Below are 22,606 nucleotides of genomic sequence, written 5' to 3'. Positions count from 1 at the left end.
TCAGTCAATTCCCGCCCGCACTGTCTCCACAGTCAGCGAGCCCTCCGGCAGCGGCTGCAGCAATTCTGTTTCGGACTTCGTCAAGTAAATCCAGGCCGCCCAGTTTTCAGGGCGAAGCACAACCACTTGGCGATTGTGAAACGGTTCCACGTCCAGTCCCGGCCTCGTTGTTAGCATCGTAAAGGCAGCGGAATGGTTGCCTTGTCCCTCGCGCCAGATGCTCGCGATTGCCAGAAAGGGCGAGATCCTTCAAAGCAAACCGATGCTTCGCTTTCGGATATTCGAAGAAGGCGCTTGCCGGGATGAGGCAACGTTTGCTGTCGGCAAAGCGTCGTCCCTCCGATCGAAAATTGAACACGGGTCCGCCACGTCCGGTCGGTGGGAAACTGAAATTCATCGGCGAAAGTTCGATATAGTCTCCGGCAGCGTGCATCACCGGAGCCATATCGTTGACCCTGATATCATCGGCCCGCGGAAGGTCGAGCTCGCTCTGATGTGCAGGAATGCCTAGCTCGAGCCTGCGCATTATGTCGCAATATTCGGCCCAACGGATATGCTGCTCATAGTCATTGCACATAACACCAAAGGTAGTTCAACTTCGCCCCCATTTCGAGGGGGCAAGATAAGATTGGACTCCAGGTTGACAAGAGGTGTTCCCTGAAAGGCTGGTGTCGTTGACCGAAGCTATTGGCTCTTAAAAGGTCCCGAGACGGCAAATGTTCCAGATGGAGGGCGAGGCTGACAGCCTGGTATTGTTGTGCGCTCGGAGGACGGTAAAAGAGCGAACCACATGTCTTATTTTATTGCGCGTATTTGAACTCACTGTCATCCTGGCTGTGCTTTCTGTTGGAAGCCCACACCGAAAAGTCCTCGTACCCCCCGTTGCGAGGGCTTTTCATCCCATCAGGCAGGCTGCGGAGTGCCAAGACCACATTGGCGAAGCCTTCTTTCATGCAATCCTAAGCAGAAGCTGCTAGGGGTCCGGTTGGGTAATCAGAGGTAACCAAATGGATTCAGGCGAACTGCTGACTGGAATTATCCGCACGCTTGGCCTGACGGCGCTGGTTGTGCTCGGGTATTCCTGGGTCATCCGCAAGTTTTCCGGAGGATTGACCAAAGGAGCCGCTGTCGGCGTTTTGTTTGCCCTCGGCGGGATTATCTCCATGAACGATCCAATAAGATTCGCTCCCGGTGTCATTTACGACGGCAGGACGGCTCTATTGGCGCTGGCCTATCCCTACGGTGGGCCGATCGGGACGCTTATCACGTTGGCGGTCATGGCCGTCTATCGCATCTGGATTGGTGGTATTGGTTCGCTATCGGGAGTGATTGGAATGGTTGCGACCGCACTTATCGGCTTTGCCTGCACACTGATCCCGGTCAGAAAGCTGAAAATTGGTCCTGCCAGATCGCTGTTGATCGGCATTGCCGCGTCGACTTCCTTGGCCGCCATCACCCTGCTGCCGCACGAGATTATGATGACGTTGGTCGGTATTCCTCTTGTCACGGTCATCATTGCCAATATTGCGGGCGTCATTCTCCTCGGCGAATTTCTCGAACGGGAAAAATCAAGGCAGCGCATCATGCGGGCACTCGAACACGAGGCCAGCGTTGATCCACTGACGAAGCTGCAAAACCGCCGTGCCTTTGATCAGGCTGCACTGCGCGCCATGAATGACAACAGGTCGAAATCGCATCAATGCTCGCTGGTGATGATCGATATCGACCACTTCAAGGCCATCAATGATCGCTGGGGCCATGATGCCGGTGACACGGTATTGGCCGACGTTGCAGCGATTATCCGCAAGAAAGTCCGCATTACGGATGTCGTCGTACGGTATGGCGGCGAGGAAATTGTTCTACTCTTGACCAACACGCCACAATCGGCGGCGATAGAACTTGCCGAAAGTGTTCGCAGTCAGATCGAGCAAACGCAGTTCGAATCCGGAGAGGAAAGCTTGGGCGTGACGATCAGCGCTGGCGTGGCAAGTCTGAGCGATCGCTTTCATGACATGGATGCTGTCATGAAGGCGGCGGATCGGGCGCTCTATCGCGCCAAGAGTGGTGGCAGAAACCGCGTCGAAATCGCGTTATAGCAATCTAGATCCAGTCTGCCCGCGTTCGGCATTGCCAATGCGGATGTAAGCAACCATTCGAGGCATTGCCGCAATGGCATCGGCAGGTCATCTGCGGTAAGATGCTCAATCGGAGTGCACTGCATTTCGTGAGGGGGCCCAGATATGGAGCGCCACCTTGCAGCCGTCCTGATCGCCGACGTCGTTGGTTACAGCCGTTTAAGCGAAATCGACGAAGAGGGTACGCGTGCCCGTTTCCAGGCCGATCTCAATGATACGTTCGAGCCACAGATCGCCGAGCATCACGGCCGGCTGGTCAAAACGATGGGCGACGGCATATTGGCCGAATTTCACAGTGTGGTCGATGCACTGCGCTGTGCGGTGGATATCCAGCAGGAGAAGGCCAAGCAGAATGGCGCCGCGCCTCCCGAGAAGCGGCTTGATTTTCGAGTTGGCGTCAATCTCGGCGACATCATCGTTGAGGGTGACGACATCCATGGCGACGGTGTCAACGTCGCGGACCGAATACAGGCACTGGCCGAGCCGGGAGGCATCGCCATCTCCGGCACGGCCTACGATCAAGTAAGAACGAAGGTTGCTGTGGGCTTTGCCTCGCTCGGCGAGCAGAAAGTCAAGAACATCACCGAGCCCATCAGGGTATACCGTGTAGTGCTCGACGCGGCAGCAGTGGGCAAGACGACCGAAGCCCGCAAGAACCGTCGCTCCTGGCGCGTTCCGGCGGCTGCCGCGGCAATCATCGCGCTCCTGCTGGCAGGAGCGGCAGCTTGGTGGCAGCCATGGCGGATGGCGGGCGAACGGCCTAACGTGCGGAATGTTGTCGCGGCCGACACCCGGCCATCGCTTGTCGTGCTGCCGTTTGACAATCTGAGCAGCGATGCCGAGCAGGGCTACCTCGCGGACGGCATTACCGAGGATCTGACGACGGAGTTGGCGCGCCTTCCTGGGCTCTTTGTCGTCTCGCGCAACGCGGCCTTCACCTACAAGGACAAGGCCACGCAGCCGGCCCAGGTCGCCACTGAACTGGGCGTCCGCTACATCCTGGAAGGCAGCATTCGCCGCGCTGGTGATCAGATGCGCATCAACGCCCAGCTCATCGACGCGACGACCAGTGGCCATATGTGGGCGGAGCGCTTCGACGGGGCGTGGAGCGGGGTGTTCGATCTTCAGGACAAGATGGTCGGCGAGATCGCCACGGCGCTGAAGCTCCGGTTGGTTGCGGGTCAACAAGCGGCTAAGATCGCAGGAGGTACAATCAACGCCGCAGCTTACGAAGCTTACCTGCGAGGGCGCGAACTCGAACTCAGGGAAAAGCCCGAGGACTGGGTTGAGGCCGTAAAGCACTACGAGCAGGCCCTTGAGCTCGACCCGAAATTCGGAAACGCGGCCGCGGCGCTCGCGTGGATCTATCGGGAAGCACAGTGGACCGAGTTACGCTCGAAAGAGTTGGGGCTTTCCATTGAAGAAGCCCGTAATAAGGCAGATGCCTATTTCACAGAGGCCGCGAAGAACCCCTCTGCGGCGTACTACAGAATCCTCGCAGGAAAGCTGAACCTGCAGCAAAGGTCGGATGAAGCAATCGTCGCCGCGGAACGGGCCATAGCGCTCGATGCCAGCGATCCTGAGAACTACGAGTCGCTGAGTACTGCGATGATTTATAACGGCAGAGCGGCGGATGGTCTCGGCTACCTTGATGCCGCAACGCGTGTCGATCCTTTATGGTCACGCTCGCGCTACTACCTTGCCGGGTTCGCCTACTTATCGTTGGACCGCTTCAAGGAGGCAGCCGTCGCATTCGAAAAGATCGATCCGGAGGCGAAGGAAACGTCCTATTGGGACTTTTGGTCGACGTATAATGGACTGAAGCTCCTGATCTCCACTTACGGGCATTTGGGGCGCGACGCCGACGTCGCCCGCGCAAAGGAGAGTATCAAGCCCTATGTGGCCAAGACAAATGATCGCGAAAACACAGGACTGCTGGCAGCGGCGGAGTTCCCGTTCAAGAACTACGCCGATCTCGACAGGGTGCTCGTTGGTCTGCGCAAGGCAGGCGTCCAGGAACTGCCTTTCGGCTTTGATCCAAAGTCGCCGGACCGCCTTGACGGAGCTGCGATACAAAAGCTGCTATTCGGTCACGAAGTACAGGGACGCAAACTCGGTACGGGTGAAGCGTATTGGCGGGCATCGGCAGATGACGGCACAACACACATCACCGTCGGGGACTGGTCCGATACAGGCAAAAGCACAATTGAAGGCAATCTCTTGTGTATCTACTATCCATCAGAGGCTCGTTTCTGCACCTCCATTTTCCGCAATCCCAGCGGTACCTTCGCGCAGAAGAACGAATACCTTTTGACTACCCCGTGGGACAGATTCGAATTCTCAGTTGTGAAATGAGATGCGGATCGACCCACAGATAGGTTCCAAGCAGACTTGGAGGCTTTGCTGCTCGGCGAGAACTTGGGAGACGAGAACCCAAGGCGCTTGAGTTCCATCAAGATGTAATACAGGGGCAATTTGTGTCCCCAACCACGCCTCGTGTCGAGCCAAATTCCGCCCTGGAAAATCCGGTTTGTCATATTGGGCAGCCCAGGCGGCGAATGCGGTATGGATTTCGTACATATCGCCCGATTGTAATATTCGGTTTCCGTATCGTTCATGTTCCCGCGCCAATAGGCGTGCCATTCGAATTGGCGTCGGAGTGTACACAAATACAATCAGGTTGACGTTCTCGATTAGGGTATCTCCCCAACCGTCGAATGATCCGGACAGCACCCAGCCCTCCTCGCCTAGCGCTTCTTCGATCAGGCGGACGCGATCAGCCGGGGGCCGCTTAGTCGAGAATGGGGGATTGGTCGGGTACCAATAGAAGTCATCACAATCCACATGGCGGACTCCCAACGCTGAGGAAAGGCCACTCCCTAGCGTTGTCACCCCTGAACACGATGCTCCAGTTATGTAGATTGAGGGTTTCTCCAGTTTCATCGTCAACCTTTTGGGGCCACGCTCGGTATTAATCCCAACAATACCTATAAGCTGTCCTCGCTGCCACCTGTCAGATCTTCGGCCCACTCAACAATAGAAGCGAGTTTTCTAACCTCTTCGGGTAAGCGTGTTCATGCCACGGACATGCTACTTTGAACAACAATCGTCGCTGGCGAGTCCACGGGGGTGGGATGACCTGATCATACTCGACGCGCCATGTATCGAGAAGAAGGTTGGCAGGGCTTTGACGAAAACAGCGCTGACTTCACCGAAGAAGAACTCGTTCGGACCGTGAGCGAGCTCGCGACTACCGTCCAATGGCGTAGTTGCGCTGTCGGTTAAAATAAAGGCTTCTTCTCAAGGAAATTAGAAATTTAAAGCCAGGTCGCAGAGTGTCTGCGGCCTGGCTTCGTTTCAGAATGCTCTGGCTATTACAGGATCATTCACGTCTCTCCAACTTCATAAATCACGGGCAACGAACCTTCGTCTGCGTTCAAGGCCCCGCATGACAGGCGTAACGGCCATACCGTGCAGTATGATGGACACCAAAACGACGAACGATACGGTCACCCACAAGACATCGGTTCTATCGAATGCGGCGTGACCCGTCGCATAGGCCATGTAGTAGAACGATCCAAGACCCCGAATACCGAAGATTGCAATGACCGCCTTTTCCCTTCCCGGAACCTCACTTCCAATCAAGCCAAGCCAACCCGCAACTGGACGAACAAAAAAGATGATTGTGAGTGCAACTGCAGCCACTTTCCAATCGAACGCTCGAAAAACTGTTCCCTCTGCGATGGCTGCTCCAAAACACACGAGCACGACCATCATCAAAAGCCGTTCGATCTGTTCGGCAAAATCATGAAGGTTGGTGTGATAGTCGCTGCCTCGCTCGGCTGACCTAAGCGTCAGGGCTGTAACAAACACGCCAACAAAACCGTAGCCATGGGCCATCTCTATCAGACCGTAGCTCAGGCAAGTGATACCAAGCGCAACAAATCCGTCGCCAGTACGCGCAAGTTTTGCTCGCTTCGGCAGGCGAAAGGTCAAAATCCCTAAGAGCTTCCCAGTCAGCCATCCCAAGCCGACACCTGCACTGAGCCGCCACAACACATCGACCAGCAGCCAATTCTGGAACCACGGGTTGCCAGCTTGAGATGCGAGGGCCAAAGCGATGGCCAAATGCACGAAGGGGAAGCTAAGACCGTCATTGAGGCCGGCTTCCGACGTTAGCGAGAACCGCACTTCGCCATCTTCGCCCGATTGCGGCGGTCCAACCTGAACGTCACTGGCAAGCACCGGGTCTGTCGGGGCGAGGGCAGATCCAAGTAAAAGCGCTGATGCCAATCCAAGCTCAAGGACGCTCCAGCCGAGAACTGCAATTGCAGCGATCGTCAGCGGCATGGAGATGATAAGAAGCCGCCATGTTGTCATCCAACTCCGCCATCCCAAGGGCCTGTCAATTTTCAGACCCGCCCCCATCAGTGAAATGATGACGGCCAGTTCGGTGACCTTCTCGGTCATGTAGCGGCTGTCGAGGGGATTGGAACCGACGATTGTCGAAAGAGGTGTCCATACAAACAATGTTCCGAAGGCAATGCATATCATAGGCAATGACAGCGGGAAGTCCTTAAGCAGCAGCGGCAGCCAAGCAGTGAACAGAACGACCACGCCAAACAGTGCGAGTAGGATAACATAGGTGTTGATAAGCGTGCTCCTGTATGACTGGCGGCCTAACACAACGCACACGGCGACAAGAAGTTCGAAGACCTTGTGACTTCGTGCAATGGTGGTAGATCTTGTCGGCCAGTTCAGCGGCCGTCGTCGCATTATCAGCTGTGCAATCTTCTGCAGTTCAGTCAGTTGCTGTCCGCGCTGTCTCCACAGTCAACGACCCTCGGGCAACGGTCGTACCAATTTCGTCGCAGACTTTGTCAATAAGTCGAGCGGCCCAGTTTTCAGGGCGTGTAGAGGCGGGGATAGCAAGTTAGTATTTTCAACCGAACCCCTTGCGCAGCGTGCATTTGAAGGAGGCAGACTTTCAAGCGTGAGCTTTTGAAGTTTTGCGTTTCAACTGATCCGCCTTTTTTGCTGCTGCTTCGTATTTATTGCGAAATTCCTCGATGGCACCATCGAGATCAACAACAATGCTGCCGAGCGATCCATCAGGCCGATCACACTCGGCCGTAAAACTGGCTGTTTGCCGGATCGGACCGTGGCGGTGAACGGGCGGCCAGCATCCTGTCCCTTATTGAAACCGCAAAGCTCAACGGTCTCGATCCTGAAGCCTATCTTCGGGACGTCCTGACTCGGATCGCCGATTATCCCATCAACAGGATCGATGAGCTACTGCCGTGGAACCTGTCTGGAGCCACCAACTGTCCTGACTGGATGGTTTACTTTCAAACGCACAGGTCGCGCTGTCTAGTGTAGCGGATATGACTTACCGCTATTGATGACAAGATTGACTCGGGCAATGTCTCAGGCACTTTGGCCGCGCGGGCAATCCAAGGGGGGCTTATGCGTATTCGCCACATTGGCGGGGCAGTTTCGGATTGATCCTGCTTTTTTTCTTTCTCTATCTCTTTGACTACCTGCCTTCCGGCAGACCGTTCAGGAACGGAAAGGAAATAGCAGGTTTGTTGATTGCTGAGGCCCGCAAGGATAATGGCATAGCTTCGCTGTCGATTATTTCCGAAAAAGTGTGCGTCCAACCAGACGGGACGGGGCCTTACTCAAATGTCGACAGGTTTTTCTTGAAGGTTCCCGTTGCATACACCGAAACCGATAGAAGCGAAGGTGTGTGGTTTGTGTATATCCAGCATAATGATCAAGTTTACATCTACGGCATCCCGCAGCGCGTATTGCGATGGGGATCGATCCTGGAAGAACCTTCGACCCCACTCGATCAGGGGTGAAATGTGCCCCCAACAAATAGTGATTACTGATGCTGGTGACACGCCGTCAGTTGTTCGTTTCAGAGAGAAATAGGAAAATCTCAGGGGGCCTTAGCCAAGATATTGGTGATGCATTCACCGATGCAATTGGCATTCACAAACTGGGCCATGGTTGTTGCTCGCGGGATCGGACATCTGTGACTAACGAGCGGCGGTCATTTTCCCATATCACTCGATCACCAAGATCGACGAGCTACTGCAGTGGATTGTTGTGGCAGACGCCGAAAAGCGCTGACCGGACGCTTACTTTGTTCCGAAACGGTCGTGTGCCTGCAACTCCTGGGACCCGTAGTTGCTTTAGTTGTCGAAGTCTCATTTCCCGTCGCCGGCGACATGGCGTCCGCACATGTCGCGACCGGGCCCGTGCGACAAAAATCCAGAGGGAAGGACACTTCCAGCTTGGTGGCCGTCAACCCTAAACGAACTTCGAAAAACGCGCACAAAGGACGCTCTCAAGAGGAAATTGCGTCAGAAACTAAGAACGGCTCATATGTTGGCGACCGGATGGTAGTGCGGGCGTCAATGACTCCGAATCTGGCGAGCCGCCTAATCTGCATATTCGACGCGTTTTTGCGCCCTTGAACAAGCGTCCAGCCGGAGGCCAATCAAATAGTGACCTGCGTACCAATTTCCACCACGCGTCCTGTCGGTATCTGGAAATATTCGGTGGCATCGCTTGCCGAACGCGCGAGGGCAATGAACAGCTTGTCTTGCCAATAAGGCATCTCCGAACGGGGAGAGGCTTTCAATGACCGACGAGCCAGGAAGAACGAGGTCGTCATGATGTCGAATTTCCAGCCTGCGGTTTTGAAGATCGCCAGGGTTCGCGGGACGTTCGGCCTTTCCATGTAGCCGAACGTCAGTGTGACTTGCATGAAGCGATCATTGACGGGCTCGACGTGCATGCGGTCGCTCTTCCCGACGGTGGGCGAGGGGGCAGTGACTACGTTCAGGATGACATTGCGCTCATGCAGGACGTTGTAATGTTTGAGGCTGTGCAGCAGCGCGGTGGGCGTGCCTTTCGGGTTGCCTGTCAGAAACACGGCAGTGCCGGGTACGATCGTTGGGGGGCTTCGGGTCAGATTCCTCGAAATCAGCTCGAGCGGCACGTCGCCTTGCGCGACTTTTCTCTGTAGCTGGCGGCTGCCTTTCACCCAGGTGGACATGATCAGCACAATCAGGACGGCGACCAGAAGCGAGGCCCATCCCCCGTCGATGACCTTGATGAGGTTCGCACCGACGAAGGTGATGTCGATGATGAGGAAACAGGCGGTGGTGAGAGCCGCCACCCACAATTGCCATTTCCAGATGCGGGTCATGACGATGAACAGCAATGTCGTCGTCACGAGCATGTTGCCCGTCACTGCGATGCCATAGGCAGCTGCCAGATTGGTGGAGCGCTCGAACCCGATAACCAACAAGACCACCACCAGCCCAAGGAGGAAGTTGACCCGAGGCAGATAAACCTGCCCGGATTGTTTCTCGGAAGTATGTGCGATGTGGAGCCTCGGCAGAAGATTGAGCTGCACCGCCTGCCGCGACAACGAGTAGGCTCCCGATATGACAGCCTGACTGGCGATGACCGTGGCGGCGGTTGCCAGAAGCACCATGGGCAACAACGCCCATGGCGGAAACATTTCAAAGAAAGGATTTTTTGCCGATTCAGCATGCGCGAGCACGAAGGCTCCCTGGCCGAAATAATTCAAGAGCAGACACGGAAACACGATCCACATCCAAGCAGTTGCGATCGGCCGTCGACCAAAATGACCAAGGTCAGCATAGAGAGCTTCCGCTCCGGTGACGGCAAGAAACACTGTACCGATCGTGGCGAAGGCCGTGCCTTGGTTGCGGACGATATAGTCGAAGCCGTAGTGAGGGTTTACCGCTGCAAGAACACTGAGGTCGTCGAACAAATGCCACAGTCCAAAGAAACCGAGCGCAAGAAACCACACTAAGGTGATTGGCCCGAAAAAGAACGCCATGCGGGCTGTGCCGTAGCGCTGGACCGAGAAGAGCGTCAGCAATATGGTGATGGTTATCGGAACGACATACGGTGTGAAGGCCGGCGTGACGATCTCAAGGCCCTCGATTGCCGACAGCACGGAAATAGCGGGGGTGATGACGGCGTCGCCATAGAACAAGGAAGCGCCGACAATGCCAATGCCAAGGATCAGGCGCGGTCGTGTTTTGTAACTCTCCCGGGCGAGTGCCATCAGAGAAAGAATCCCGCCTTCACCGTCATTGTCGGCTCGAAGAACAAACAGGACATACTTGACCGTGACTATCAGCGTCAGGGCCCAGAAAATCATGGACACGATGCCAAGGACGTCTGCCCGTAAAAGGGCACCATCCGTGGACGCAGCATGCAGAGCTTCGCGAAAGGCGTAAATCGGGCTGGTGCCGATATCACCATAGACAACCCCCAGAGCGCCCAGAACGAGAACTGGATACGTTTCTTTCGGGACTGTATCGCGATCGGGCAACATTGGACCTTGTCTGCCGTCATCATGTGTCGCGGCCGTGCTCATAAGCTGCTTCTCAGCTCCTTCTCAATGCCGGGCGACTCCGCGCGTTCCGGTCGTGGGCAACTTCCGTTTGAACACAAGAGCATCCACCCGTCCAGTATCATACAATCTTGAAGCTGGCTTTTCGCACGCGCATAAGTCATTTCGAATTATCTATCTTCCATTATTGGACTATCGCTTGCTAGGTCATAGATTGAACGAGTTGGCAGGGACGGCGAGCCCCCTGTGCCATTTGAAAGGTTTCGTCCGAGAGGCATTTGTAAAGTTTTATGTTTGAATTGTTGATCGTCGGTTTCCTTATTGTCCTCAATGCCGTGTTTGCACTTTCGGAACTCGCGGTCGTATCATCGCGGAAAGCCCGTCTTGAAATGCTGGCCGACCGCGGCGTTCCTGGCGCGCGCGCGGCGATCGCCCTGTCTCAGAACCCGGGAAAATTCCTTTCGACGGTCCAGATCGGCATCACTCTGGTCGGCATTGTTGCTGGTGCCTATTCCGGGGCAACGCTTGGCTCCCGAATGGGACAATTCCTTTCCGCTGCCGGAGTGCGCGCCGACATCGCCGATGTGCTCGGTTACATCCTGGTTATCGGCGTCATCACGTTCTTGTCTGTTATCATCGGCGAACTCGTTCCAAAACATCTGGCATTGAAGAATCCCGAGCGCATCGCCTGCGCCGTTGCAAAGCCGATGAACATTCTTTCAGGGATTGCCGCCCCTGTTGTTTGGCTGCTCGATGCATCCACCAGGGGAGTGTTCAAACTGTTCGGTATCTCCACAGCCTCCGAAAGCGCAGTTACCGACGAAGAGATCCTGACGATCATTGCCGAGGCCGGCAGTACTGGGGTGATCGAAGAAGCCGAACGCTCGATGATCTCGGGTGTCATCCGCCTCGGCGACCGCAGTGTCCGGGCCGTGATGACCCCACGTACTGAAGTCGAAATGGTCAAGGTCAACGAAGACATCGCTTCTCTCAAGCGGAAGCTGATCGCCAGCAACCATTCGTGCTTGCCCGTCTTTGACGATGACCGTGACGACGTCATCGGTGTCATCATGCTAAGGGACATGATCGAGCCGTTGCTCTCGGCTTCGCAGGTTCTGATGCGCGATCACATACGCAGTTCTCCCGTGGTTCCCGATACGCTCGATGCCCTGGCGGCGCTCAAAGTCTTGCGCGACTCCGTTGTGCCGATGGCGCTGGTTCATGATGAATATGGCCACTTCGAAGGTCTGCTGACGCCCGCTGACATTCTTGACGCGATAGCTGGTGCTTTCCGGTCGGACGAGGATCAGTCGGAACCGGAGGCGGTTCGCCGTGATGACGGATCGTGGTTGCTCGCGGGATGGATGCCAGCGGACGAAATGGCTGACCTGTTGGGCATCGACCTTCCGAAGACCCGTCCTTACGAAACCGTAGCCGGCTTCATCATCGATCGATTGGAACGAATTCCGGAAACGGGTGAAGCGATCGATTTCGACGATTGGCGCTTTGAAGTCGTCGACCTTGATCATCGGCGCGTCGATAAGGTTCTGGCTTCTCGCTTGCCATAGCGCTGATTGGAGGCGCGAAAGAGAGTCAGCGATGATTACCGTCAGACACAGCAGGCCTGAGGTTGAAGCCGTGGCCGGCACGAGCCGTAGGCGGCCCCGTCAATTCGCCGTTTTTAATTCCTCTGTGATTACCTCAAAGCGCGTTAGTAACGAGGCACCAAAACTGGTCGATATGGCCACGTCGGTTGCGTCACGCCCGGTGGCCATGAGTATGCGCCCTATGCGCGGCGTGTTGTGGCGAGCATCGACGGTGTGCCAGTGACCGCCAAGATATACTTCGAACCATGCGCTGAAGTCCATGGGATCCGGATTGAACGGGACGCCGATGTCGCCAAGATAGCCCGTGCAATAGCGCGCGGGAATGTTCATGCAGCGGCACAGGGTGATGGCGAGATGGGAAAAATCTCTGCACACGCCTGTCCTGTCCGTATATCCGCCAAAGGCTGTTCTTAGCGGATCGGCTTTCTGATAGTCGAAGGCTATGTGGTCATGGACGTAGTCCCGGATCGCCTCAACCCGAGGCCATCCCAAGGGTGTCGATGAGAACTGCGACCAGGCAAAGTCGCCAAGTCTGTCCGTGTCGCAATAGCGGCTACCGAGGAGGAAGACGAGCACATCGTCGGGCAAATCCTTGATTTCGTGCTGGATGGCATTTCGGGGAATGACGTCTGGCTCGCCGCCGTCATAGATTACGAATTCAGAGGAAATTGTCGTAAGTCCGGGCGGGGCGACGATACGGGTGCAGGCATTGCCAAATCCATCCGTATAACCCCACGCATCGATTGGCTGGTCGAAAGTCAGTTTCTGTTCCGTCAGAAGATCGACACGCCGAGACGGATGAATATTGAGCACGAGCAACATCGCTGTAGGCTCCGGGCACTCGTAGCCCAACGTGAACCCTGCGCGAGATCTTCATCGTCTCTCCTTGATTGATAGCCGACTGCCTTGTTAACAATCATGCGGCAACGCCAAGGAGCCACGATGGGTTCCCTATAAACCTTCAATCATGGCATCGTGTTTTCCGTAGTGACATTCACCTGCACCGACATTCCATCGTAGTCCGAGGCGCTGCCGTCGTAACTTCCTGTCAACGGAATGGCCTGGCGCGGATCGCGGGCAACAGCGACCCGGATCAGATCCCTGTTTCCGACGATCCCGTTCGTTGGATCGAACTCCACCCATCCGGCTCCCGGAAGATAGATCTGGCACCATGCATGAGTAGATCCGCCGCCCCGTGTTGTCGAACCATCGCGACTTGGCACGTAAATGTACCCCGTAACAAAGCGCGCCGCTAAACCCAATGAACGGGCGGCCTCCATCATCAGCACGGCAAAGTCCCGGCAGGTGCCTCGCCGTAGTTGCAAAGTCTGAACAGGGGACTGCGTTCCCCGAGCTGCGCGACGCTCATACACGAAGCTCTCATGAATTCCGTAGCAGAGCGTCATGAGCAGGTGGCCCGTTTCCGTCGGATGGCCGACCCGAACAAACTGTCTGGCCCAGCGGCCGACTTCATCGTCCTGATCGGGATAGTGACGTTCAATGGTGCGCTCCAGATCAGCAATCTCATCGTTCGCATAAGCGAAGGGATAGTTGAGCGCCTTGTCATCAATCTGCAGATCAAGAGCCACGTCTGGTGTGTGGTCGAGGCGAATATGGCTGTGAAAGCGCAACTCCGACGCAGTTGCAGTGACGTCGATGAGCGCGACACAATTGCCGAAGACGTCGTGAATCCAACGTATTTGTTTGGGCTCTGGTTCGACAACCAATGTCGCCTCTAAAAGGCGCTGGTCAAAACTGTCTCGCGGACGAAACATCAGGCGATGCTCACCGAATGCAACTGGTCGCACGTAGCGATACACCGTCGAATGTCTGACCGAAAAAATCGTCATGGTTTACTTTGCTGAAAGTCGTTTCTGCCGCAACAATTGATCATAACTGACGCATTCGATGTTTGAAACGTTCGTGCCATTGGAAACGCCCGGCATTCCAGAACCGCATCAATTCAACGACAACTGGCGCGATGAAAAAATCGAATGCAGGTGCCCTACAGCTTATTCTAAAACACCCATTGTCGGGGAACTGTAGGCAGCGGGTCGAGCATTACAAAAGATTAATCCCACCGATCATCTTCTATTCATTTTCGCACCACTACGTTCTCCTTACGAGCGGATAAACCGCGCGATGCAGGAGACAATAAAATGAAACGCATTCTAGCTCTCGTTCTGTCTGGCACATTTCTCACTGTTTTTGCCGTGAGCGGCGTGTTCGCACAAACGGAAACGCCAGCACAGGCCCAGACACCAGCCGCCGCCGCGCAAACCAAACCCGCTTCCGACAGCAATACTGCAAAACCGATGCAAGGGAAAATGGACAAGAACGATGATGGCGCTGTGGACCTGTCTGAGTTCACCAACATGGATCGTTTGAAGCAAGCCGACACCAACGGCGACGGAACGCTATCGCAAGATGAAATCCAGGCGATGGTGATGAAACGCATCGTCGAACGGCAGGCCCGGCGAATGACCAATCGCCTCGATGTCAACGGTGACGGAGTGGTGACGATTGCAGAAGTCGAAAAGCAGAAAGAAAAGCGTTTTGCGTTGATGGATCGCAATGACGATGGGAAGTTAGAACGAAGCGAACTTCGCCACGGTAAGGACACCCACAAGGGACATGAACGCCGCGGCCATCAGCAACATCGCGAAAACGGCAATGACGAGAATTAAAATATAGCATAGCGTATAGCGTTCACGGATTTTGCTGACGCGGACCTCCGGTTCGCGCCGTTTGAAGATGGCGCGAACCGGAGGTTGATGTCGACTTAAAAGCTCATTCAATAAAGGAAATGGGCCAGGCACTCCCCTTTAAGGAGACCCAAAACGTGTCGGCATTTCTTCGACGTGACATTGGTGAGGTGAATGGCCTTCATCCTCCTGTTCGAAAGCGCGCCTTCTGTTAGTTTGTGATATAGTCTGTGACAAGGGGGACGGTCATGGACCGTAAACTTGTTACTATTCTTGCCGCCGATGTCGTTGGCTACTCCACACTCATGGAGCAGGACGAACAGGGAACCTTCGAGCGTCTCAGGGCCGGCCGAAAGGAATTGTTCGAACCCGAAATCGCCCGCCATCATGGCCGTATATTCAAGCTTATGGGCGATGGCCTCCTGGCAGAGTTCGGCAGCGTCGTCGATGCCGTCGAATGCGCGGTGAGCCTGCAACGGGGGCTGGCGGAACGCAACGTCAACGTCATAGAGGATCAGCGGATCAAGGTTCGCATAGGCATCAATCTCGGCGAGGTGATCGTTGAGGGCGATGACTGCTACGGCGATGGCGTCAACATCGCCGCTCGACTCGAACAGTTGGCCGATTCAGGCGGCATTTGCGTGTCGGCCAAGGTGGCACGTGAGGTGGAGAAGAAACTCTCCTTCGTCTTCGAGGCAATGGGCGAGCAGAAGGTCAAGAACATCGCTGAGCCGATACAAATCTTCCGGGTCAAGTTCGACGGAATTCCGTTGCCGCCGAGACGTGCGGGCAAGCAGGGAAAATATTGGCCCACCGCCGCAGTTGGCGGCCTCATCGCTCTGCTGATCGCGGGGGGTGGTGTCTGGTACGCGCTGCAGCGGACTGCAGCCTTGGCGCGCGAATCCTCTATCGCGGTCCTGCCCTTCGCCAACATGAGCGGCGATCCGGCCCAGGACTATCTTGGCTCGGGTATTGCAGAGGACATCATCACCATGCTGTCGTCCTATCCCGGTCTGCGCGTCGTCTCCCGCACCTCGAGTTTCGTCTATGACAAGCCCGTGAAGGTGCAACAGGTCGGGGATGACCTGAAAGTCAACTACGTGATTGAAGGAAGCGTCAGAAAAGCGGGCAATAATGTGCGCGTCACCGCCCAGCTCGTAGATGCATCGACGGGAGAACATGTGTGGGCGGACCGCTATGACGAAGAGGGCAGCGATGTGCCAGCCCTACAGGACGACGTGGCCAACAGGATTTATGCCACCGTTGCGGGCATGAAAGGAGAGATCAGGAAAAAGGAAGAGATAGACGCCTGGAGCAAATCGGCTCCCGGTCTGGAGGAATACGATTATTATCTGCGTGGCCATCAGTTTTTCTTTCAATTCACCAAAGACGGCAATGAGAAGGGACGGGTAATCTGGCAGGAAGGGTTGGCGAAATTTCCGGACTCCGCACTGTTGCGGACAAAAATAGCAGCTTCATACATGCAGAACCTCTACAACGACTGGACCGATGACCCTTGGCGCGATACGGAAATGGCGTGGAAGATGGGTACCGAAGCAGCGGCCATACCACACAAATCGCGGCTCGAGACCTTGTTATCCCATTGGATGATGGCACCCCTATACCAGTTGCACGACGGCGATTTCGCGCGCTCGGTGGTCGAGGCTGAAGCGGCAGCCAAGCTTGTCCCCTATGATGCATTTGCCCGCGCGGACCTTGCATACTATTTGGTCAACGCCGGGAAATACGACCTGGCGATTGAACGGCTGGAAGAATCGATCCGGCGCGATGCCAGCCCTATGGACTGGTATTTTGGATATTTGGCAATGGCCTATTATTTCGCTGACCGTCCCGCAGATTCTGTGGCCACACTCCAAAAAATGAAAGCACCGTGGAACGTCAATCTGGCGGCAGCCTATGCGCGACTGGGCAAGCTGGACGAGGCACGGTCTAGCATTGCAAAGCTTCTCAAAGCCAAACCAGGCTGGACCATCCAGAAGGAAGCAGTTTGGCCTACAACGAAGCAACCGCAACACGTCGAACCGCTTCTTACGACCTATCTCGCCGATCTCGCCAAGGCGGGACTGCCCGTGAAATAGCGAAGCCGTGAGCCGATTGCAGGTGGAGTAATAATGTCATGAAGCCCAGTGATCCCTATGCCGTCACCGACAAACTCGACGACACTCTGCTGCAGGTGATCGTCACGCGACTGGAGACCCGTGGCAAGCATCCGCTCTTCGACGGAATGCTACGCGATTACCTTGGTGCCATGGAGATAGACACGGCAAAATCCGTCCTTGACCTTGGGTGCGGCACTGGTGTCGCGGCTCGGGCGATCGCTCGCCGCCCACGGTTTGCAGGACGCGTGCTCGGGATTGATCTCAGTAAAGCTTTGGCAAGGGCAGCCAGCAAACTGGCGGACGATGAAGGGTTGGGCGACCGCACGGAATTTCGCGCGGGCGACAGCCGCAAGCTCGAACTTGCCGACGGTTCCTTTGATGCGCTTGTGGCACACACCCTGCTCAGCCACGTCGATGAGCCGATACTTGTTCTGAAGGAAGCGGCGCGGCTCGTTCGACCCGGCGGGATGATCGGTATCTTCGACGGTGATTACGCATCCATGACGTTCGGACATGCCGATCCAGTCAAGGGACAAGCCTACGACAATGCAGTCGTTGGCGGCGTGGTAACCAGCCCACGGGTGATGCGGCAGATGCCCCGCCTCGTTGAGGCGGCCGACTTGCAGCTCGTCACCACATTTCCCTACATTCTCGCCGAAGTTGGCAAAGCCGATTTTTGGGCACCAGCCATTGAATCCTTCCGCCGACTGCTACCCAAAGCCGGCGCAATGACCGATGAAGAGGCAAACGCCTGGGCTGAGGGCCTGCAGAACGACTCTGCTAACGGTATCTTCTTCGGTGCAAGCAATTTTTATGGCTACGTCATTCGACGGCCTTAGGCTCTGATATACAGCGAGGTAACCGTCATGTCGGACATCGCCTCATGGCTGGGCAAGCTGGGACTGGATAAATACGTCGAGGCGTTTACCCTCAATGAAGTCGACTGCGACGCGCTGCGGCATCTCGCGAAACACCCAACCTCTCTGCACGCTTGCAGGCGCTAGCCGAACCAAACACCGTCGTCATCTCTGGCAGCACGCAGCATCTTGTTGCCGGCTTGTTTGAAATGACCGATCTAGGTGTGCGGCGGCTCAAGGGTTTTGCGACACCCATCCCCGCTTGGCATGTCATCCGCGAAGACGATCCCTGTCAGAAGGGCAATCTTGAGTTTCCTTGAAAAGGTCATTTGGTGCCTCCCACAGTCAAGACTCGGATTGCAGCTATGTGCATTCAAAACCCCTGACATGCAATTTCGAGATTATACGCTCAAGAAGTCGGCCTGTCGCAAAAACCGATGGGTGGGGGAGCATCAAGGGACATTTCCTGAAGCCGAAGCAAGGCCAGGCGCTTCGCGACTGATCCTCTGCCCCGCCTCGTCCAGGCGGTGAAAATTGCTAAGTTTGGCTGTAGGTGAGGGGATAGCGGGAGCGGGACTCTAAGGTATCGCCCGTCCTTCTGTTGGAATGTCGCCGTGATCGAAGGAGCGCTGATTTCCACCGAGCCTTGATTGTTCCAGGACACGACATTCGGCTTTATTTCCGAGTTCGGTGCACACCCCGCTACCGTGAAGGCAAGCACCGGTGATACAACAGACGACCGCTCGACCATCATCTTCAGAAATTTTAAGCACGGCTCGTTATAAACCGGCGCTAAGTATTTACTACCGATTGCACGTATGGAGTGCCGGTGTCTTGCGATGGATGGAATGGGAAGGTGTACTCACCTTCCCACAGTACAGAACCAGCCTCTATTTATAGACTGGCGCTGCAGTCGGTTCCGCCATTGGCGGAGGAGCTTTTCCTTTGCCGATTGATCCGCAGGCACTTAAACTCATCACTGTTAGTACGGCAACGACGGTGATCAGAACTTTGTTCATTCGAAGATCCTTTTCATCAAGTTGAAGTAGGCCAACGACTCGAGGCTACCATAGATAGTGTTGAGCGCCAGGCGTGGCATCGAGAAACATATGGGTAGTGCCCCGATAGCCACACCTTAGTTGCGCGGACCTCTCTTGGCTTACTTCTCAATGAACCGCTTCGAGGAGGCGGTAGTCGCTTTCGAAAAAATCGATCCAGAGGGCAAAGAGGCAAACTATGGGGACTTTTGGGATCAACCAAAGAGGCAGGGTTGGCGTCGTGAACATATCGGACTTGGCAGCGGCGCTTCACGATCTGAATTGTGCCTGTGTCGAGCCACATTTTTCAGCGCCAGAACTCGTCGAGATAGTCGATGACCTCGCCGTCAGATCCTGCGATCTGGCTAAGCATCATCTGGTCGGTCCAAAAGAGGATGGCCTTACGTATCTCCTGATCCTGCCAACCGGCTTGCCTGGCCTTCTCGTACACCCGGATATAGGTGAGGTGGTTGAAAGGAAGGGCAATCTGATCCTTGAACATCCCCTCGATCGCGCCCGCACATTCAGCGCCGCGCCGAAGATAGGGGCCATCCCCCTTGGGCGGCGTTATTTCGTATCGGGCATGATTGGGAACATAAGACGCCTTGCGTTCTCTCATGGCCTCACCTCGCTATCAGGTGTTCTTAATCCAAGCCCATGTTCCATGGCCTCTTCTTCCTCGATCGTCTCCACGTTCAATTTGACGCGAGCCACCAGGCGAAGCTCGGTCTCAAGTGGGGTGGCCCTCTTGCCGAACCTTGTCGGAGAATCGGCGAAACTCTCCGATGTAGCTAAACTGTCCGGCGTGCTTGAAGTTCCCGCGGCGTAAATCGGTGGGGCCGGAACTGACACCATCGAGTTTGTTGCTACGGGCGTTTTGAAAGGCGACTACGAACGCATCAAGTTCTTGGTATAGAAGTTTCGAAGTGCGCAGCAAAGAGTGTACCTAGGCACAACCGATACGAACCGGGCGTCAGAACGTAGCACCGCTCTTTGGTGACGTCGTCAGCAAACTAAGACGGCTCTTTGACAGATGGTCCGGTTGCCTGGGATTGGCCGGGATTTCCCCCCGGCCGATAGTCTGGCAATCCTCCCGCAGGGAATATGGCCAGGAAACGCCAGCCCGGCCATAATCAGCAGACCGATCTTGAGGGCACGCAGCCGGGCTTCGGTGTTGACACGCACCGCCTCGGCTACCTGTTCCGGGATGCCCCCTTCGCCGTCGTGGTCTGAGCGAAGGACAAACAGGATATACTTGACCGTGACGATCAGCGTCAGGGCCCAAAAAATCATGGATACGATGCCTAGGACATCTGCCCGCAAAAGGGAACCATCAGTGGAAGCAGCATGCAGTGCTTCGCGAAACGCGTAGATCGGACTTGAGCCGATGTCGCCATAGACAACGCCCAAAGCTCCTAAAACAAGAACCGGATAGGTCCGGTCGGACGATCATCCGGATCGTGCAAAGGATGGCTTATTTTGCCGTCGTCATCCGTCCGGGCTTTGCTCATGAGCTGCTTCTCAGTTCGTTTCAGTAACCGTCTGAAGGCCACGCGTTTCCGGTCGTGGGCAATCCCCGTTTGAACACAAGAGAATCAGTTCGTCCAGCATCATGGAGATTTTGAGGTGCGAGCGTTCTCACGAACTAAAGGATAAAGACGACAACCCGATGCTCAGTGTCCGATTATCCTCAAAGACCGCAGCAGTTCTCGTCAGGTCCTCGAATTGCTTTCGATCAATGTTGCGGAAACCCTATCCGGCCTTGTCGGGCCGAAGCTAGATTATTTGATCATCCCGCGCCATAAGCCGGAAGCGCTACGGGACTTAGGGACTGCATCATGGCTTCAATTCAATGTGAGTGGCGGTCACCCGGCTATGGGTTTTCAAGTGGCAGCGGATACCCGATACTCCGCCAATAAGAGGCAAACCGGCGCGACTTGCGAGGAGACAAGATGGCGAGGCGATTCTCAATCAATCGGCGGGAAGCTCTTGCGCTAATAGCGGGTTCCGGGGCTCTGGCGGGCTTTCCCGACCGGCTGTCTGCTCAGGTGCCATCGGTCCTGACCAGGCCCATTCCTTCATCCGGAGAGGAAATTCCCGTCGTCGGCCTGGGGAGCTGGATCACGTTCAATGTCGGAGACGACATAAAACTGCGAGATGAATGTACCGCCGTCATGCAGGCGTTCTTCGGGGCAGGAGGCAGGCTGATTGACTCCTCGCCGATGTATGGTTCGGCGCAGAAGACGATCGGTTACGGGCTCGACAAGCTGTCGCGGCCCCGAACGCTTTTTTCCGCCGACAAGGTCTGGATCAGTGATCCGCAATCCGGCCGGGAGCAAATCAGGCAGTCTCAAGCCTTTTGGGGGGTGTCTCAGTTCAATCTGCTTCAGGTCCACAATCTGCTGAGCTGGGAAGAGCATCTCCAGACGCTGTTCGAAATGAAGGATGCCGGCCAGCTTAAATATGTCGGCATCACGACCTCGGAGGGACGCCGCCACTCTGAAGTCGAAGATATCATGACGTCCCAGCCGATCGATTTCGTTCAAGTAACCTACAATGTCTTGGACCGTGATGTGGAGGACCGCATCCTGCCACTCGCCACGGAGCGCAAGATCGCCGTCATCGTCAATCGCCCTTTCAGGCAGGGCGACCTCATCGCGCAGATGGCGGATCACCCCTTGCCGGACTGGGTCTCCGAAATCGGAGCGAAGACTTGGGCACAACTGATGCTTAAGTTCATCATCTCGCATCCGGCGGTCACCTGCGCAATTCCAGCAACCGCAAACGTGGCGCATGTACGGGAAAACATGGAAGCGGCAACCGGAGCCGTCATGGACCCGGCCTTGCGCAAACGCACGATCGACTACGTGGAACGCCTGTAATGGCTGTCATCTCCCGAAATGAGGACGCCTTGTGACGGAATGGTGGTCGTATGGGCCTTCGGATTTCTTGATGTTCTCGCCTCGCGTCTATTTCAGGCAGATCGAGGCCTACAACCTGGCTCTCTGGCCGCTTCAGATTTTGACGCTGCTGGTGGGAGTAGGCCTCGTCTGCTTGCTCGCGCGTGCCCGGCCAAACGCCAGTCGGATCGTTGCGATGGTTCTGGCCGCGCTTTGGCTGCTTGTCGGTTGGGCCTACCTTTGGTCGCGTCTTTCAAGCATCAACTGGGCCGCCACCTACGCGGCTTATGGCTTTGTGGCGCAGGCGATCCTTATGCTCGTCGTTCAGGTCATACCGCGCAGAACCGGAGCGTCACTGCCGGACGGGCTTGCTGGGGTCGTCGTCATGGCTGTGGCCGTGCTGCTCTACCCCGGCCTGTCGTTGATCGCGGGTCGGGGATCGGGAACGTCTGAAGTCTTCGGTATAATGCCCGATCCGACAGCAATCGCGACAATTGGATTTCTGGCATCGACCTGGCAACGCTACGACGTCCTGTTGTTTGTGATCCCGACGCTCTGGTGCGTTATCAGCACCATCACACGTTTCACCATGGGCGATTCCATTTGGTGGGTGTCGCTGACCATGTGTCTCGTTGGACTTTCGCTGGCGATCGCCAAAAGGAGTGGGGCCTAAACGACGCGTTCAACATTCCTGTTGCGAGCTCGTACTGCACCAGATCTGCTTAGCGTAGGCGCGCCGTACGATTTTTAGTCCGTTAGGAGTCATTCTCACCACGCTGCTCATTGCCACGATTGTGCCTTCGCAACTGCCCGCTTCTGGTCGCTGCGAAAGCCATGG

Annotated in this window: 17 protein-coding genes and 3 pseudogenes; 11 read left to right on the top strand and 9 right to left on the bottom strand. The window is 55.7% G+C overall.

What is annotated here, in order from left to right; translation table 11 throughout:
* A pseudogene (locus N8E88_RS09415) lies at positions 1–577 on the bottom strand (SOS response-associated peptidase family protein).
* 430 nt (positions 578–1,007) lie between these two features.
* Between N8E88_RS09415 and N8E88_RS09410 the strand changes: the two are divergent.
* Positions 1,008–2,096: a GGDEF domain-containing protein gene (locus N8E88_RS09410; protein ID WP_262292278.1), complete on the top strand. Its 1,089-nt coding sequence runs from the start codon at positions 1,008–1,010 to the stop codon at positions 2,094–2,096.
* Between the two features lie 144 nt (positions 2,097–2,240).
* Positions 2,241–4,490, top strand: a complete 2,250-nt coding sequence (locus N8E88_RS09405) for an adenylate/guanylate cyclase domain-containing protein (protein ID WP_262292277.1) — start codon at positions 2,241–2,243, stop codon at positions 4,488–4,490.
* Here the strand turns inward: N8E88_RS09405 and N8E88_RS09400 are convergent.
* Both N8E88_RS09400 and N8E88_RS09395 read right to left on the bottom strand, forming a co-directional pair.
* A complete protein-coding gene (locus tag N8E88_RS09400) occupies positions 4,476–5,078 on the bottom strand; it encodes an ATP-binding protein (RefSeq protein ID WP_262292276.1) in 603 nt (200 codons plus the stop codon). The two genes, N8E88_RS09405 and N8E88_RS09400, sit on opposite strands and share 15 nt — an antisense overlap.
* Before the next feature lie 459 nt (positions 5,079–5,537).
* On the bottom strand, positions 5,538–6,788 hold the full coding sequence (locus N8E88_RS09395) for a cation:proton antiporter (protein ID WP_262292394.1): 1,251 nt from the start codon (positions 6,786–6,788) through the stop codon (positions 5,538–5,540).
* Between the two features lie 415 nt (positions 6,789–7,203).
* Here N8E88_RS09395 and N8E88_RS09390 point away from each other — a divergent pair.
* Positions 7,204–7,514 (top strand): annotated as a pseudogene (locus tag N8E88_RS09390) (transposase domain-containing protein); the annotation flags it as partial.
* 122 nt (positions 7,515–7,636) lie between these two features.
* Entirely contained in the window at positions 7,637–7,999 is a 363-nt protein-coding gene (locus N8E88_RS09385) for a hypothetical protein (RefSeq protein ID WP_262292275.1), read from the top strand.
* Between the two features lie 644 nt (positions 8,000–8,643).
* On the opposite strand, the gene N8E88_RS09380 is transcribed toward N8E88_RS09385, so the two are convergent.
* Positions 8,644–10,524, bottom strand: coding sequence for a potassium transporter Kup (locus tag N8E88_RS09380; RefSeq protein WP_315975242.1), 1,881 nt, complete (start codon positions 10,522–10,524; stop codon positions 8,644–8,646).
* 308 nt (positions 10,525–10,832) lie between these two features.
* Between N8E88_RS09380 and N8E88_RS09375 the strand changes: the two genes are divergently transcribed.
* A complete protein-coding gene (locus N8E88_RS09375; RefSeq protein ID WP_262292274.1) occupies positions 10,833–12,110 on the top strand; it encodes a hemolysin family protein in 1,278 nt (425 codons plus the stop codon).
* Positions 12,111–12,209: 99 nt separating this feature from the next.
* Here the strand turns inward: N8E88_RS09375 and N8E88_RS09370 are convergent, their stop codons facing one another.
* Both N8E88_RS09370 and N8E88_RS09365 read right to left on the bottom strand, forming a co-directional pair.
* Positions 12,210–12,971 carry a transglutaminase-like domain-containing protein gene (locus N8E88_RS09370; protein WP_262292273.1) on the bottom strand — a complete coding sequence of 254 codons (762 nt, stop codon included), beginning with the start codon at positions 12,969–12,971 and terminating at the stop codon, positions 12,210–12,212.
* 143 nt (positions 12,972–13,114) lie between these two features.
* Complete coding sequence (locus N8E88_RS09365) at positions 13,115–13,999, bottom strand: transglutaminase family protein (protein ID WP_262292272.1); 885 nt, start codon at positions 13,997–13,999, stop codon at positions 13,115–13,117.
* Between the two features lie 309 nt (positions 14,000–14,308).
* Here N8E88_RS09365 and N8E88_RS09360 point away from each other — a divergent pair, with 309 nt between their 5' ends.
* The 4 genes from N8E88_RS09360 (at position 14,309) to N8E88_RS09345 (ending at position 17,978) form a co-directional block, all read left to right on the top strand.
* The gene (locus tag N8E88_RS09360; RefSeq protein WP_262292271.1) at positions 14,309–14,836 is read left to right on the top strand and encodes an EF-hand domain-containing protein; all 528 of its coding nucleotides are present in this window, start codon (positions 14,309–14,311) and stop codon (positions 14,834–14,836) included.
* A gap of 266 nt (positions 14,837–15,102) precedes the next feature.
* Positions 15,103–16,953, top strand: a complete 1,851-nt coding sequence (locus N8E88_RS09355; RefSeq protein ID WP_262292270.1) for an adenylate/guanylate cyclase domain-containing protein — start codon at positions 15,103–15,105, stop codon at positions 16,951–16,953.
* A 38-nt stretch (positions 16,954–16,991) separates the two neighbouring features.
* On the top strand, positions 16,992–17,813 hold the full coding sequence (locus N8E88_RS09350) for a methyltransferase domain-containing protein (protein ID WP_262292269.1): 822 nt from the start codon (positions 16,992–16,994) through the stop codon (positions 17,811–17,813).
* Between the two features lie 27 nt (positions 17,814–17,840).
* Positions 17,841–17,978, top strand: coding sequence for an SAM domain-containing protein (locus N8E88_RS09345; protein ID WP_262292268.1), 138 nt, complete (start codon positions 17,841–17,843; stop codon positions 17,976–17,978).
* 743 nt (positions 17,979–18,721) lie between these two features.
* Here the strand turns inward: N8E88_RS09345 and N8E88_RS09340 are convergent.
* From N8E88_RS09340 to N8E88_RS09330, 3 genes and pseudogenes are all read right to left on the bottom strand, one after another.
* Positions 18,722–18,850, bottom strand: coding sequence for an ABC transporter (locus N8E88_RS09340; RefSeq protein WP_112531282.1), 129 nt, complete (start codon positions 18,848–18,850; stop codon positions 18,722–18,724).
* 325 nt (positions 18,851–19,175) lie between these two features.
* Positions 19,176–19,487 (bottom strand): hypothetical protein, encoded by a 312-nt coding sequence (locus N8E88_RS09335; RefSeq protein WP_262292267.1) that lies wholly within the window; start codon positions 19,485–19,487, stop codon positions 19,176–19,178.
* A 488-nt stretch (positions 19,488–19,975) separates the two neighbouring features.
* A pseudogene (locus N8E88_RS09330) lies at positions 19,976–20,293 on the bottom strand (KUP/HAK/KT family potassium transporter); the annotation flags it as partial.
* Positions 20,294–20,820: 527 nt separating this feature from the next.
* Here N8E88_RS09330 and N8E88_RS09325 point away from each other — a divergent pair.
* Both N8E88_RS09325 and N8E88_RS09320 read left to right on the top strand, forming a co-directional pair.
* The gene (locus N8E88_RS09325; RefSeq protein WP_262292266.1) at positions 20,821–21,750 is read left to right on the top strand and encodes an aldo/keto reductase; all 930 of its coding nucleotides are present in this window, start codon (positions 20,821–20,823) and stop codon (positions 21,748–21,750) included.
* A gap of 70 nt (positions 21,751–21,820) precedes the next feature.
* Positions 21,821–22,441 carry a DUF6064 family protein gene (locus N8E88_RS09320; protein ID WP_262292265.1) on the top strand — a complete coding sequence of 207 codons (621 nt, stop codon included), beginning with the start codon at positions 21,821–21,823 and terminating at the stop codon, positions 22,439–22,441.
* Positions 22,442–22,606 lie beyond the last annotated feature (165 nt).

Source organism: Phyllobacterium zundukense, assembly GCF_025452195.1.
GTDB lineage: Bacteria > Pseudomonadota > Alphaproteobacteria > Rhizobiales > Rhizobiaceae > Phyllobacterium > Phyllobacterium zundukense_A.
This window is presented reverse-complemented; position numbering and strand designations above follow the sequence as displayed.